Origin of the sequence: Amphritea balenae (assembly GCF_003858655.1) — a bacterium.
GTDB lineage: Bacteria > Pseudomonadota > Gammaproteobacteria > Pseudomonadales > Balneatricaceae > Amphritea > Amphritea balenae.
In genome coordinates this window covers 79,957-94,164 of the sequence record NZ_RQXV01000004.1, presented here as the reverse complement: position 1 = coordinate 94,164, position 14,208 = coordinate 79,957, and the positions used below count along the sequence as shown (strand labels likewise).

Genomic DNA, 14,208 nt, shown 5'->3' with positions numbered 1-14,208 from the left:
AGGCATCATGAAAAAGCTACTGACCTTTGTTGCATATTATAGTCTCTGCCTCCCTGTGTTTGCGGCTGACCTGACGATTTACACTTATGATTCATTTGTCTCTGAGTGGGGCCCAGGACCGCAGCTGGAAAAAGCGTTTGAAGCGCAGTGTCAGTGTGACCTGGAATATATCGCTGTGGAAGACGGTGTCAGTATTCTTAACCGGCTGCGTATCGAGAAAGATCGAACTAAAGCGGACGTAATTCTGGGTATTGATGACGCACTCATCGAAGAAACCCGCCGCGAAGGTTTGGTGATCCCCCACCAACAGCCACTTAACGGTTTGAAACAAGAGCTACAATGGCAGGATACAGACTTTCTGCCGATCGATTATGGCTACTTCGCCTTTATATACGATAGCCAGAAGATCACTACTCCTGCGACCTCCCTGAAACAGATTATCGAATCTGACGCCAGCATCATCTATCAGGATCCGCGCACCAGCACACCGGGACAAGGCCTGATGCTGTGGGTCAAATCAGTTTATGGGGAGCAGGCTGATCAGGCCTGGCAACAACTGGCGCCACATACCGTAACGGTGACCAAAGGATGGTGGGAAGCCTACAGTCTGTTTCTGAAAGGCGATGCCGATTACGTACTAAGTTACAACACCTCCCCGGCTTATCACGTCGTAGCTGAAGGCAAAGATCACTATCGCGCCGCGCAGTTTAAAGAAGGCCACGTTGCTCAGATAGAGGTTGCGGCAATCACCCGAACCAGTACAAATCCAGAACTGGCACGAGATTTCCTGGCCTTTCTCATTTCAACCGAAGCCCAGACAATCATACCCACCAGCAACTGGATGCTACCGGTCATTGAGGGTATTGAACTGCCCGAAGTATTTGATCAACTGATCGCGCCTGAGCGGATAGGATTCACCCCCACCGAAGTAGCACAGCAACGCCGGCGCTGGATCAAAGAGTGGCGCAGCGAAACCGCACGTTAGCCACTTCTGATGCTGATTAAAGTCGCTGCGGGGTTAGCACTGACCGCTGTTGTCACGTTAACTGCGCTGGCCTTTCAGGGGTTGATCGGTCTGAGCAACGAAGGACCTGACTGGACACTATTAAGTGATCCCTACTTTCATCAGATCCTGCAATTTACCTTTAAGCAGGCACTGCTTAGCGCCCTGATCTCTGTGGTCCTGGCCTGGCCTGTTGCCCGCGCCCTGTTTTATCTGCCAAACCTGCCGGGACGTCGCTCCTTTCTCGGCCTGTGTCTGCTCTGTTTTGTCATGCCAACCTTAGTACTGATCACCGGGTTGGTCGCGCTACTGGGACGCTCTGGACTGGCCACTCCGTTACTGGATGCTATAACGGGTGAGCGCTGGAACCTCTATGGCCTCAACGGTATTCTGCTGGCCCACGTATTATTGAATATGCCGTTTGCAGTGCGGGTGCTGTATCAGCAACTTCAGGCGATTCCGGATAGTAGCTGGAAACTGGCAGCGCAATTGAAATTCACTCTGGCACAACGACTCAGATTAATTGAATTCCCAGCTTTGCAGCATGCTGCCCTGATGCTGTGCGGCTTTATTTTCATACTCTGTTTTAACAGTTTTGCCATAGTCCTGACACTGGGGGGAGGCCCCCGTTCCACCACCCTGGAAGTCGCCATTTATCAGGCACTGAAATATGACTTCAACATTCCGGAAGCCCTTACGCTGGCCTGGGCCCAGCTGCTTATCGCCGGAGGCCTTTATCTGCTGATTTCCCGGCTGGGAACAACTGCCTGGTTATCAGTGGATACGGATACTCGGGCATACACGCCCTCAGCCAAAGGCAGTGGAAAACGACTGTTACAACTAACCTATTTCGCAGCCTGGCTGGCTCTCTTGCTACCCATACTTGCACTGTTACCTGGACTACTGGAAGACGAGCTGAAGCGATTTGAGCTCAGCGAGCTACTATACCCCACCCTGATTAGTATTGGCCTGGGGGTAACAGCCGCTCTGGGAGGCCTGACCCTGGCTTACTTAACACTGAAGCCGGTGCGCGATGCCGTGATTAGTGGCCAGCGCCACCGCCAGCTGCTATTTGAGTGGCTGGCAGTGCATAACCTTGTCGCCCCCGCCATGGTGGTATCTGTAGGGTTGTTTGTATTCCTGCTCCCGCTTATGGATCTGGACCGATGGGGAATACTCTGGGTAGCGGTACTGAATACAGCAGTAGTTTTACCCTTCGCAATCCAGAAACTGAAACCCCGGCTACTGCAATTCGACAGCCAATACCACTTGCTGGCACGCTCATTGAAACTGAATCAATGGCAACGGTTACAGATAGAATGGCCCTTCATGCGCTCGGTACTGGCCCCGACATTTGCACTGGTTCTGGTGCTGGCGATGGGCGATGTGGCGATATTTTCCATCTTCGGAACACAGGACTGGACCACCCTTCCCTGGCTTATTTATAGCTACGCGGGCACCTATCGGATCGCAGAGGCAAGCCTGGCATCGCTGTTACTTTTACTCCTCTGCGCGCTGATCCTGTGGGGGATAGAGCAGCTACAACGCCCCCATAAACTCAGTGATAAAAAGCCCCCAACTAAGGGAACTCACCATGCTTAAGATAGACTCCCTGACACTGGAGCGTGACAACCAGCTGCTAGCCTATAATTTCGAAATTAAGGAGGGCCAGATTCTGGCCATCCAGGGACGCAGTGGTGTCGGAAAAACCAGTTTATTTAACGCTATCGCAGGCTTTCTAAAACCCCGATCCGGCGATATTCTCTGGCGTGGAGAATCTTTGCTGAAGCTGGCCGTCGAACAAAGACCGGTGAGTTTGCTATTTCAGGACATCAACTTATTCGAACACCTGAGCGTAAAGGAAAATCTCTGTCTGGGCTTTTCAGGTGATACCCCCTATGAACAACTACTAGAAGCAGCAGCACAGCTCGATGTCGATCAGCAACTGAATAAGCGTCCCGGCGAACTATCTGGCGGACAACGACAACGTATCGCACTGATCCGAACACTACTGCGCCCCGAGCCTTTGGTACTGCTTGACGAGCCTTTTGCCGAACTGGATCCCCATACCCGAGAACTGGCTACAGCCTGGGTCCGAAATACCGCAAAAGCCAGTGGCAAAACCATACTGATGGTGACCCATCAGACAGAAGATGTGGACCGGATGGCGGACAGCAGCATAGAACTGAAACAGGCCGTGTCTCAGACTGAATAAAAAACCGCCTGACTTGTACATCCACAGTAATACTTACCCCATATTCCTGTGGATAACCTTGTGCAAACTTTGGGTAGAAGGTGGCAGGAGAGCAGTCAGGGCTTAGCTTCCAGCTTACGTTCAATCTATGACCAACGTTGAGATACAAACAGGCCCCGCTCATATCATCTTCTAATTTTAGTTCGGTTAAATCCGCGACTATCACCCGCCATAGCCAAGAGTAGATGTTGGCAACATTCCTTTGAAAGCGTCAGCAACAGCATGAATCGCGGGTTTCAGGTCAAACACATAAAAAGCCAGATAGAAAAGCGCCATTAACAACATCACGCTAAAGGTAAATCTCAGTAATTTATTAATGCCCATCTCCTCTTCTCCGCGTCATAACTAAGAGACCGGATACCAATGAAAGCGTAAACGATACCCGCAACTTTAGCTTTTTAAGCATAGCCTCATCTCCTCCTTTAAGTAGATAGTTGAAGTATTAAATCAACTGCCATAACCATTTTCTTACTCTGGCGTTTAGAACTGACCTATATTCAATCGGCAGATTTTGCGGGTTCTATTCTGGAGTGGAACAGGAACTGGCCATCGCGTACTTGCATGACGACGGCACTTTTTACCGGATCTCCGGAGCCACGATAGATCAGATTGCCGGTTACACCCTGATAGTTATCGTTTTTCGCCAGACCATCCCGGATAGACCCGGGATCGATGCTGGCCTGATTTTGAACAGCCTGAACTAATAAGCCGAAAGCATCATAGGTCAGCGCGGCAATATCATCCGGAGTACGATCATATGCTTGCCGATAGCGGGCGATAAATCCCAGAGTCATTGGATCGGTGCTCGTGCTGGTGTAGTGGGTACTGAAATACGCACCCTCGACAATACGGCGATAAACGGTGGGGATCTGAGCCCAGCTGTCAGTACCAAGAAGTTGTGTTTGAAGGCCTGCTGCCCGAGCCTGACGTACCTGATCGGGCACCTCATTATGGTAGTTGGGCAGGAACAACGCCTGACTCTCACTCAGGCTTATCCGGGCCAGCTGTTCGCTAACATCCGGCATATCCCGGGTATAGGGCTCGAACGCCACCACCTCTCCGCCTAATTCTTCGAAGGTGGCTTTAAACACTTCAGCCAGGCCCTGATTGTATTCGCTCGTAATATCGAACAACAAAGCAACTTTTTGCAGGTTCAGCTCTTCGTGAGCGAACCGCGCCATAACCTTGCCCTGAAAAGTATCAATAAAGGCCACCCGAAACACCCAGGCTTTTTCACGGGTGGTATCGGGGTGGGTTGAACCCGGACTGATCAGCGGTATTTGTGCCCGTTCAGCCACCCTGGCAGCGGGAATAGCATTGCGGCTCACCTGAGGGCCAACAATTGCGTTAACACGGTCACGATTAATCAGCGTTAAGGCCGCACTCACGGCCATCGCCGGCTGATCCTGGCTATCTTCTATCAACAGCACCACTCTGACAGCCCCCTCCAAGGTTGACAGTACTCCAGCATTATTAATTTCTTTCACGGCCAGTTCGGCAGCCTCTACTGAGGATTGACCTACTTTAGAGAGTGGCCCGGTGATTGGAGCAATCAGGCCGATACGCAGTTCAGTAGCCTGCTTTTCCTGATCACTACATCCAGCCAAAGTCAGGCTCAGCAAAGCCAGTACCATTAATCGAATTATTCTGGTCCACTTGTGCATACAACACTCCCATATCGCCACCTGTTCAGAAGCGATATTGCGCAGCGATCACTTATGCCCTTGCAGGATATACGTGTGCATTTTACCTTTGCCTTTGACCTCGATCAGGCCACGATCTTCAAAGTTATACTGATCCTTGAGGTAGTTATAAGTAGCCTCTGTTACCTGTATCCTATCCTTCAGGCCCTGAGACTCCATCCGGGCGGCAGTATTTACGGCATCACCCCATATATCGTAGATGAACTTCTTAGTACCTATCACACCAGCGACCACTGAACCGCTGTTAATCCCCATCCGCATACAAAGTTCTGAGCCATGACTACGATTAAAATCTTCAATCACTACCAGCATATCCAACGCCATATCTGCGATTACAGCAGCATGGTCATCTCTTGGTACTGGCAGCCCTGCACCGACCATATAAGCATCACCGATGGTTTTAATTTTCTCCAGCCCCCGCAGCTCACTGAGCCGGTCAAATTCGGAAAATATTTCATTGAGTAAGCCAACCAGTTCACGGGGCGGGAGGTTAACGGACATAGGGGTAAAATTAACAATATCAGCGAACAGAATTGTCACCTCTGAAAAACTATCGGCAATCGTTTCCTCGCCCTTTTTAAGGCGTTTTGCTATCGGCTCCGGCAGAATATTGAGCAGCAGCTGCTCTGATTTCTGCTGCTCAACTGACAGCGCCTCAAGCGTATTATTCAAGCGATCAATCATGTGGTTAAAGTTATCCGCCAGGGCACCGGTTTCATCCTCGGTCAACACCGGAGCTCGCTGGCTCAGATCGCCGGCAGCAATCTTGTGGGTCGTTTCAGAAACAGCCAGGATTGGACGGGCGATCTGACGGGTAATCAGATAGATGCCCACAGCCAGCATTGCCACAGCCAACAGGCCGAGACCCAACATCATCCTGGCCAACCGGGTAGCAGGCTGCAACGCTTCACTCACAGGAATCTCGGTAAGTAGTGCCAACTCCAGCGCCGGTAGCCAGCGATAGCTACCGACCACCAGCTCCCCGGCATAGTTGCGATAGATTCCCGACCCCGTTTTGCCTTTAACTGCGGCATCGATCCCTTCGCTATGTACCCCCCGGGATTGTGCTTCATCGCGAAAATATGCCGTCGCCAGTAAACGGCTGTGGGCATCAACCAGATAAGATTCTCCCCGCTCTCCCAACCCCGAACGTTGACTGACAATATCCACTAGCACCGGTATGCGAACATGCGCAGCAAGTACCCCAACCGGCACCTCGTTAGGCCCCAGAAGGGGCGTAGCCACGGTCAGGGTTGCGGCACCAAAATCCGATGATGGATAGATCGGCTGGATATAAGGCTTGCGCCGCCCCTGGATAAAATACTCATAACTGAGGTGATACTCTCCCTCATGGCTGGGATCAGTTGAAAAGAACACCTCTCCTCCGGTCTTGCTCAACAACAGGATCTCCGTCAGGTCCGAGCCTGCCGCAGCACCATAATGAAGAAAGGTCGAACGAAACAAGCTATCGGCCATTCTCATGTAAGCCGCTCGATAGGCCATCGTTCCGGGAGACTGTTGCAACAAACGAAGAACGTTTTTTTGTAATTCTTCGAGAGCAGAGATCCCCTGTACTATCTCAATCTGATCGGCCATAAAACGGTTAATCTGCTGCTCCTTCTGATCGGCAATCAGATCAAACCGGGCCACAACTAACCCCTTAAGTGTATCCGCAGACAGCAGAAAAGACGCTGCGGCTAAAAACATCACCACTGGTATTGATACAAACAGGAAATAGGCTGTCATCCGGGCCTTCAAATGCTTTTTCAGCAGCCCCATACCTTTAGCCTCACATTAAAATTATCCATTCCCAAATATATTTAAAGGGTAGCGGACTTTTCCCGATACCGCGGCCAATCAACGCCGGGACCGTTTGCCTGAGCTAAGATTAGTATAAATACGCCTGGGGTTTACGCAGAGAGTAAGGGCATTGAAGCCAGGCAAAGGCCAATTCAGAGAGACAACATAGATAATGAATAAAGCGTCAGCAGTAACGCCAGGGAGGAGTCCCAGATGCACGATAAGGGTTCCGGGCAGTGTTCAGGCCTGAGCCGATCATTCCGACGCCAGCTATCCCGTCGCCGTATACTCCAACTGGCAGGCTGCACGGCGATTCTGGCTCTGCCTGCGGGTCGGCTTCGGGCACAACCTGATAATAAGACCATCAGGATAGGGGTCATGGGCCCCTTTACCGGACCCGCCAGCCAAACAGGGCAGGCAATCAGGCAAGGTGCCATTATGGCGCTAGAAGACGCCCGGGCTGAAGGAGAAGTCCCGGTAACGGTCGACAATCAATTACAGGATATAGATCTGGTCTGGATCGACAGCGCCTCAGATCCGGACACTGCGGTTAATAATATGATCAGGGCTGTTACCCGGCATGACGTGAGCCTGCTACTCGGTGGCTGGCATTCAGCCGTGGCGCTGGCGGTTATGGATGCTGAAGTCCCCTATCAGATCCTACATCTTGGTCACCTTGGAGAATCAAAGGCGATAACCGATAAAGTGCGCCTTTCCCCCGGCATGTACCGGGGCTGGTTTAAGGGCTGGCCCGCGCCATCAAAGGTAAGTGCGCTGTATGGTGAGCCGCTACAGCATTTTCAGAAGAAGGGATTATGGCAGCCTAAAAATAATAAAGCGGCGGTGATGGTGGAAAACTCCACCTTCGGCAGAAGTTGGGGAGATGCTCTGCGTCATAGTCTGAAGCAGGCAGGTTTAGAACCTCTCCCCTATGATCTGACTGAACTTACACAAACCAACTTTCATTCTCTGCTGGACCGATATGAGCGTGAGCAGGTATCTCTGGTCGCGATGACGACAACCGGCAGTGCCGCCGCAGCCAGTTTTGTCAGACAGTTCCACCAACGAAAAATTAAAGCCCTGCTACTGGCTCATGGCTTGCGATGGTTTGAAAACTGGTATGAATTAACCGCTGACAGCTCAGATTTTATAATCACCATGGACTCGGCCATGCCCATTGCCCTGTGGCAACAGTGGTGGGTACGCCGCTATCAGGCCAGATTTAAGCAACCGCCCAGCATCGCTGCAGCTGGCTTACATTACGATTACACCCGAATGGCGATCAGGGTACTGAACTCAGCCTCTACCCTGAACCTCGATGAGCTGAGAGAAGCGATCTACCGAACCCCTTATCGCGGAGTCTGGAACCGCTACCGTTTCGTCAGTGAGGCAACGATCGGGGAGCAAGAGACCCACGAGGTGGTTACCGGCAAGTTCATGGAAGGTTTCTTTTTCCCGATGGCGCAGCTATTTGGCGGTCAGGGCAGGATAATCTGGCCGCCCGTATATGCTGAGCAGAATTTCCGTGCTCCCCCCTGGATCTAAGCACTTACGCTACCTTTTATGAGGCTAATACGATGCATATACTTTTCGCCACCAGCAGCCATTATAAATCTTTCCCGGAATCAGGTTTCGGAATAGACCCAAGCGCTGGCCAATAGCATGCATGAAACATTCTTTTTGGTTATGGGTCTGGTCGGACTACTCACTGTAGCCAGTTTGATGCTGCCGCTGGCCAATCGTATCAATTTCCCTTACACGGTTCTCCTGGCCCTGGCCGGCAGCGTACTTGGTATTCTCACAATGACCCTTGGGGAAGGCGAACATTCAACCATTCTGGGAGACTTCCTGAGCGCACTCAATGCCCTGAATATCACATCAGAAGTTGTGTTCTTTGTCTTCCTGCCGGCACTGATTTTTGAATCAGCCCTGAATATCAACGCCCGCCACCTGATGGCCGATATCGGCCCGATATTGCTGTTGGCTGTGATCGGATTACTGATCTCAACACTGCTGGTTGGAGTTACTCTCTGGAGTCTTTCCGGTATGGGGCTCATTATCTGTTTACTGATCGGCACCATCGTTTCCGCTACCGATCCAATCGCTGTAATAGCCATCTTTAAGAATCTGGGTGCGCCGAAACGGCTGACCATTCTGGTAGAAGGGGAAAGCCTGTTTAATGATGCTACCGCAATCGTTGTTTTCACCATTCTGGTCGCCATTCTGACAGAAGGCGTTGAGGCTAACCTGTTTTCGGCTAGCGGGCGGTTTCTTGTGGTGTTCTTCGGTGGGGCTTTAGTCGGATCGATCGCAGCCTGGCTGTTCGCCACAGTTATCGGTCGCCTGCGCAACATGCCGCTGGTCGAAATTACCCTGACCATCTGCCTCGCTTACCTGAGTTTCATGTGGGCCGAGCATTACCTACATGTGTCCGGCGTCATGGCGGTAGTAACGGCCGGGTTAATGATTAACTCATTCGGCCGTACCCAGGTGTCTCCCAAAACCTGGCACGCGTTAACTGAAACATGGGAAGAACTCGCATTCTGGGCCAACTCCCTGATCTTCTTTCTGGTGGGATTACTGATGCCGAAGATACTGGCGGAACTTTCCAGCACCAGCGCTATCGCATTGTTGGCACTGACTATCGCCGCGTTTACCGCCAGAACACTCGTACTATTTGGCGTTTTGCCTTCGATGAACAAGCTTGGCTGGGGACAGCAAATCAGCCCGGCATTTCGCACTGTCATGTTATGGGGCGGACTGCGCGGAGCAGTCTCACTGGCCCTGGCACTGGTCATTCTGGAGTCGCCGGGGATTGATCCCCAGGTACAGCAGTTTATTGCCGTATTAGTCACCGGCTTTGTGTTATTCACATTATTCGTCAACGCCCCGACAATGGCCATGATGATGCGTTTCTTTAAGCTCGACCGCCTGCCTGCAGCGGAACAGGCAATTCGCAGCAGGGTGATGGCTCTGTCTCTATCCCAGATCAGCAAAGGACTGGAGCAAGCCGCTGAAGAGGAAAGAATCTCCCCTCATATCGCAGCCGATGTTGCGGCCGAATACCTTCAACGCTTAACTAATATTGAAACCGATATGACGCAGGCCGGTCAGTTGCCCGAAGCGATGATGCAACAGGTTGGATTAGCAACCCTGGTCAATTACGAAAGAGAACTATATCTGGAACGTTTTTCCGGAGGACTGATATCGGCCAGCATTACCCGCACTCTGATGGCCCAGGTCGATGATCTTTTGGACGGTATCAAAGAGGAAGGCTTGTCCGGCTACCAACAAACTGTAGCCAAACAACTGGGCTTCAGTTCAATGCAACGATCCACTCTGATGCTGCAACGTCGGCTGGGGTTAAGCTGGCCCCTGGCACGATCATTGGCCGACCGTTTTGAAGTATTGCGCGCAACTGAAACGGTTCTGACAGCACTTATCGGATATAGTCAGGCCACAATGCCTTCCTTGCTGGGAGAAAAGCCCGCTGCCAGTCTTTTACCGCATTTAAACAATCGCATGAATGCTACAAGGCAGGCGCTACAGGCTCTGGAACGACAGTATCCCGACTATGCCAACACCCTGCAGCGACGCTATCTGGCGAGAGTTGCCCTACGCCAGGAGGAGGCTGGCTATCACCGAATGCTTGATGATCGGGTGATAAGCCAGGAGGTTTTCAATGACCTTGTGCGGGATCTGGACAAACGCAGTAGCGCACTGGATCGCCAGCCAAAACTGGACCTGGGACTACAACCTGACAAACTTGTTGCCAGGGTGCCTTTATTCAACACGTTATCAGCGGAACGTGTCACCGCTATTGCTCAATTACTCACGCCCCTGCTACTCGTTCCAGGTGAGCAGGTAGTCAGCAAAGGCGAGCCCGGTGATGCGATGTATTTCATATCCAGCGGTGCGGTTCAGGTTCGCATCGAACCTGATCCGGTATTGTTGGGCAGTGGTGATTTTTTTGGCGAGCTGGCATTACTCACACAGGCTCCTCGGAATGCTGATGTCATCGCCATGGCCTACTGCCAGCTACTGGTCCTTCAGAGTCAGGACTTCCAGCAACTACTGGCAGAAAACCCAAGTCTGCAGGAACAGATAAACCGGATTGCCCGCGATCGTCTCGATGTCGAAATATCCCCAGACAACGATAATCAGGTAACGGCCCCGGAGACAGATAATGCAACAGATCCAGCTATACTATTTAACAACCGGGCTAACACCCCTGCTGACGCCCGGATAATCACAGAGCCCCCAATGAAGGATCAAAGCTTGACGCATGAGAACTGTATGAATAAAACTCGTTTCAGTGCACTTTATGCACGCTGCAGCCACTCAGGCAGAGCGGACGGCGCTTCCCACCTCTATAACGAGCTGATCGAACTGTATAACGAACCTCATCGGCACTATCATGCAGCCCGCCACATCGCGCATTGTCTGAGAGAACTTGACCTTGCCCGGGAGCATATGGAAACACCGGATGCCGTTGAGCTGGCACTCTGGTTCCATGATGCAATATATAACCCTAAGGCGCGGGATAATGAGCAGCAAAGCGCTGACCTGTTTATCGCCCGGATGGGCGACCAGGTCGATGCCCGACTGGCACAGGAAGTGGTTGAGTTGATTCTGCTTACCCGACATAAGGAAACACCAAAAACACAGGATGGCCAGTTCACCGTTGACATTGACCTGTCCGGTTTCGGTCAGCCGTGGCAAGATTGCCTGCAGGACACTAAAGCAATTCGTGCCGAATCGCCCGACATGCCAGAAGCCGATTTTTTAAACCGACAGGTCTTGTTTCTTCAGGCACTGCTTGACCGTCAGCACCTCTACGTCTCTGACTTTTTCCGTCAGCGCTACGAGGCCAGTGCGCAAGCTAACATTCGTAAGCTTATACAGATCCAGAAGCTTGATCCCTAGAGTCGGCCAGGATAGTTTAGCGCTTATACCTGCCAGCACTTTTAGACCAGCCACCCTTGCGAAACCCTGGCTTAGGTGTTTTTTGGTCATCCTCCTTTACACCAGCTCATAATCGCATTTATGACTGGCTACAGCATTGAACTGAATAATAATTTTACGCCTTAATACGGTTATAAGATTATTACCTAAAATATCTTAAATACAGGGCCTGTTAAAAAATATATAATGCCAACATGCCACATCAGTGATGCCAGTCACACATAGTCTATTATGTTTCAATAATCACCGCTTTCTCTTGAATAACCTATTCCCTTACTAACTTTAAGCGTTTAAAATTCGCTGAATATTGAAAACAGAATCAGGCTTATGGTAAATAGTTGTCAGCACAGTACGCCTGCCAGTAATACGGATATTGATGAGCAGCTATTAACCATTTATGACGCTACTCCTGTACCTATGGTGTTGTCACGTACCGATGGCAGCTTTGAGTATGCCAACCCGGCGTTAAGGCAGATGCTTGGCTATAGCGAAGCTGAAATTTACTCCCCCCATATTATTATTTCGCACCCTGATGAAGCTGAAGTAAACCAGCAAATCAGAGCGGCTTTACAGAACGACCCATTCACTCCTGTACGAATTGAAAAGCGCTACCTGCATAAGTCAGGCAGAGTCATTCCCGGCTATCTGACTATCGTCGCTGAGCCTGATAGCTCAGGCAATGTTAAGCGCTTCATCAGCCAGATAGTTGATCAGACTGAGCAGAAGAAAAATAACGATCAACTGCTGCTTTCTTCACTGGTCTATAAAAATAGCAGCGAAGGGATGATGGTCAGTGATGCAAATAACCAAATACTGGATATCAACCCAGCCTTTACAGAGATCACCGGTTATTCACTACCTGAACTACAAGGTAAAAACCCCAGATACCTGAGCTCAGGTCGTCACAGTGCAACATTCTATTCTAAGATGTGGAACACGATAGAACTAAGCGGTTGCTGGAGTGGTGAAATCTGGAACAAGCGAAAAAACGGCGAAATTTATGCCGAATGGCTTGTCATCAACACGATCTACAATGAAGACGGTAGTGTTTATCGCAGAGTTGCACTGTTTTCTGATATTTCGAAGAAAAAAGAGGCCGAGGCACTCATACTTCAGCAAGCAAATTATGATCTGTTAACAGAACTACCCAACCGTCGATTATTTCTTGAAAGCCTGAAGCTGGAAAACCGCAAAACCAAAGACTCGGGTCTTTCTGGTGCGCTTCTGTTTATCAACCTTGATCACTTCAAAGAAGTGAATGATGCGCTGGGGCATGATCAGGGGGATATTCTGCTGAAAGAGATCGCCAAACGCTTAACCCGCACCATAAGAGATTCTGATCTGGCTGCCAGACTCAGTGGCGATGAGTTTGCCATCATTCTCAGCGCAATCGGTAGCCCACGAAAAATTGAAAAAATAGCTAACAGCATTTTGTCTGCTATTGAAAAGCCGGTTCAACTGGCTAATGAACAGGCCTTTGTCACCGGCAGCATCGGCATTACCCTTTTTCCAGATGATGGTGTTAAACCGAGCCAGCTACTACAAAATGCTGATCAGGCGATGTATGCAGCAAAGAAAGCCGGACAAAACCGATATCATTACTTTACCCCGGCAATGCAGGAACAGGCATTAACCCGATCAAATACCCTGCGGGATCTGAGATACGCCATTGAACGGCATCAATTTGAGCTTTATTACCAGCCGATCGTGGACCTGAAAACGGGTAAAATCATTAAGTTAGAAGCACTCATTCGCTGGCATCATCCGGTTAACGGATTAACTGCTCCAGACCAGTTTATACCTTTGGCAGAAGATACTGGCATGATCCTTCGAATTGGCGAATGGGTATTCCATACTGCAGCCAAGCAGTTACAAGCCTGGCGTAAACTGGGATTCAGTGATCTCGAGTTAAGCATTAATGTCTCACCATTACAGCTGAGAAACGATGGTATTCAGGCCGATGACTGGGCTTTACAGCTGGAGAAAATGGCTATACCTAAGGACGCGATGGTCATTGAGATTACTGAGAACCTGCTGATGGACCATAACCAGCGGGCCCGATCTGTACTGGAAAGTCTACACCAGGACAGATTCAAGATCGCTATCGATGACTTTGGTACGGGCTACTCTTCACTGGCTTACCTGCAGGATTTCTCAGCTGACTTCCTGAAAATAGATCAGACTTTCATACGTAACCTGACAAGCACCAGCAATGATACGGCGCTCTGTGAAGCAATCATCGTCATGGCTCACAAACTGGGCATTAAGGTGATCGCAGAAGGTATCGAAACCGAAGAGCAGCAAAACATCCTCATCAATGCCGGTTGTGATTATGGCCAGGGCTGGTTATTTGCTAAAGCGCTACCTGCGGACGAGCTAACCAAATTACTCCGCCAACAAGTTGCTGTCTCATGTTATGGTGCAAATATATAAGGTTCAGATAACTGGGCCTCTCTGTAACTGACTTTTTAAACGATAAGATA

General features: G+C 50.4%; 9 protein-coding genes. 6 read left to right on the top strand and 3 right to left on the bottom strand.

The features are described 5' to 3' along the window. Positions 1 to 7: 7 nt before the first annotated feature. Genes thiB through EHS89_RS08795 form a run of 3 tightly spaced genes read left to right on the top strand, consistent with a single transcriptional unit; the run spans position 8 to position 3,218 of the window. Positions 8 to 985: a thiamine ABC transporter substrate binding subunit gene (thiB, locus tag EHS89_RS08805; RefSeq protein WP_124925783.1), complete on the top strand. Its 978-nt coding sequence runs from the start codon at positions 8 to 10 to the stop codon at positions 983 to 985. A gap of 9 nt (positions 986 to 994) precedes the next feature. Then, a complete protein-coding gene (locus EHS89_RS08800; protein WP_124925782.1) occupies positions 995 to 2,605 on the top strand; it encodes an ABC transporter permease family protein in 1,611 nt (536 codons plus the stop codon). Continuing rightward, positions 2,598 to 3,218 (top strand): ATP-binding cassette domain-containing protein, encoded by a 621-nt coding sequence (locus EHS89_RS08795; protein ID WP_124925781.1) that lies wholly within the window; start codon positions 2,598 to 2,600, stop codon positions 3,216 to 3,218. Before EHS89_RS08800 ends, EHS89_RS08795 begins: the two co-directional genes overlap by 8 nt. Before the next feature lie 201 nt (positions 3,219 to 3,419). Here the strand turns inward: EHS89_RS08795 and EHS89_RS21090 are convergent, their stop codons facing one another. The 3 genes from EHS89_RS21090 to EHS89_RS08785 form a co-directional block, all read right to left on the bottom strand. Then, positions 3,420 to 3,581: a hypothetical protein gene (locus tag EHS89_RS21090; protein ID WP_170167459.1), complete on the bottom strand. Its 162-nt coding sequence runs from the start codon at positions 3,579 to 3,581 to the stop codon at positions 3,420 to 3,422. A gap of 173 nt (positions 3,582 to 3,754) precedes the next feature. Continuing rightward, positions 3,755 to 4,921: an ABC transporter substrate-binding protein gene (locus EHS89_RS08790; RefSeq protein WP_124925780.1), complete on the bottom strand. Its 1,167-nt coding sequence runs from the start codon at positions 4,919 to 4,921 to the stop codon at positions 3,755 to 3,757. 48 nt (positions 4,922 to 4,969) lie between these two features. Beyond that, positions 4,970 to 6,739 (bottom strand): adenylate/guanylate cyclase domain-containing protein, encoded by a 1,770-nt coding sequence (locus EHS89_RS08785; protein ID WP_124925779.1) that lies wholly within the window; start codon positions 6,737 to 6,739, stop codon positions 4,970 to 4,972. Between the two features lie 234 nt (positions 6,740 to 6,973). Here EHS89_RS08785 and EHS89_RS08780 point away from each other — a divergent pair, with 234 nt between their 5' ends. From EHS89_RS08780 to EHS89_RS08770, 3 genes are all read left to right on the top strand, one after another. Next, on the top strand, positions 6,974 to 8,305 hold the full coding sequence (locus tag EHS89_RS08780; protein ID WP_124925778.1) for an ABC transporter substrate-binding protein: 1,332 nt from the start codon (positions 6,974 to 6,976) through the stop codon (positions 8,303 to 8,305). Between the two features lie 117 nt (positions 8,306 to 8,422). Continuing rightward, a complete protein-coding gene (locus tag EHS89_RS08775; RefSeq protein WP_124925777.1) occupies positions 8,423 to 11,686 on the top strand; it encodes a cation:proton antiporter domain-containing protein in 3,264 nt (1,087 codons plus the stop codon). A gap of 366 nt (positions 11,687 to 12,052) precedes the next feature. Beyond that, entirely contained in the window at positions 12,053 to 14,158 is a 2,106-nt protein-coding gene (locus EHS89_RS08770; RefSeq protein ID WP_124925776.1) for a sensor domain-containing protein, read from the top strand. Positions 14,159 to 14,208: the final 50 nt, after the last annotated feature.

Bases quoted from the DNA above. Each gene is read 5' to 3' on its own strand.
- thiB (WP_124925783.1), top strand. From the start codon at position 8: ATGAAAAAGCTACTGACCTTTGTTGCATATTATAGTCTCTGCCTCCCT.
- EHS89_RS08800 (WP_124925782.1), top strand. From the start codon at position 995: ATGCTGATTAAAGTCGCTGCGGGGTTAGCACTGACCGCTGTTGTCACG.
- EHS89_RS08795 (WP_124925781.1), top strand. From the start codon at position 2,598: ATGCTTAAGATAGACTCCCTGACACTGGAGCGTGACAACCAGCTGCTA.
- EHS89_RS21090 (WP_170167459.1), bottom strand. From the start codon at position 3,581: ATGGGCATTAATAAATTACTGAGATTTACCTTTAGCGTGATGTTGTTA.
- EHS89_RS08790 (WP_124925780.1), bottom strand. From the start codon at position 4,921: ATGCACAAGTGGACCAGAATAATTCGATTAATGGTACTGGCTTTGCTG.
- EHS89_RS08785 (WP_124925779.1), bottom strand. From the start codon at position 6,739: ATGGGGCTGCTGAAAAAGCATTTGAAGGCCCGGATGACAGCCTATTTC.
- EHS89_RS08780 (WP_124925778.1), top strand. From the start codon at position 6,974: ATGCACGATAAGGGTTCCGGGCAGTGTTCAGGCCTGAGCCGATCATTC.
- EHS89_RS08775 (WP_124925777.1), top strand. From the start codon at position 8,423: ATGCATGAAACATTCTTTTTGGTTATGGGTCTGGTCGGACTACTCACT.
- EHS89_RS08770 (WP_124925776.1), top strand. From the start codon at position 12,053: ATGGTAAATAGTTGTCAGCACAGTACGCCTGCCAGTAATACGGATATT.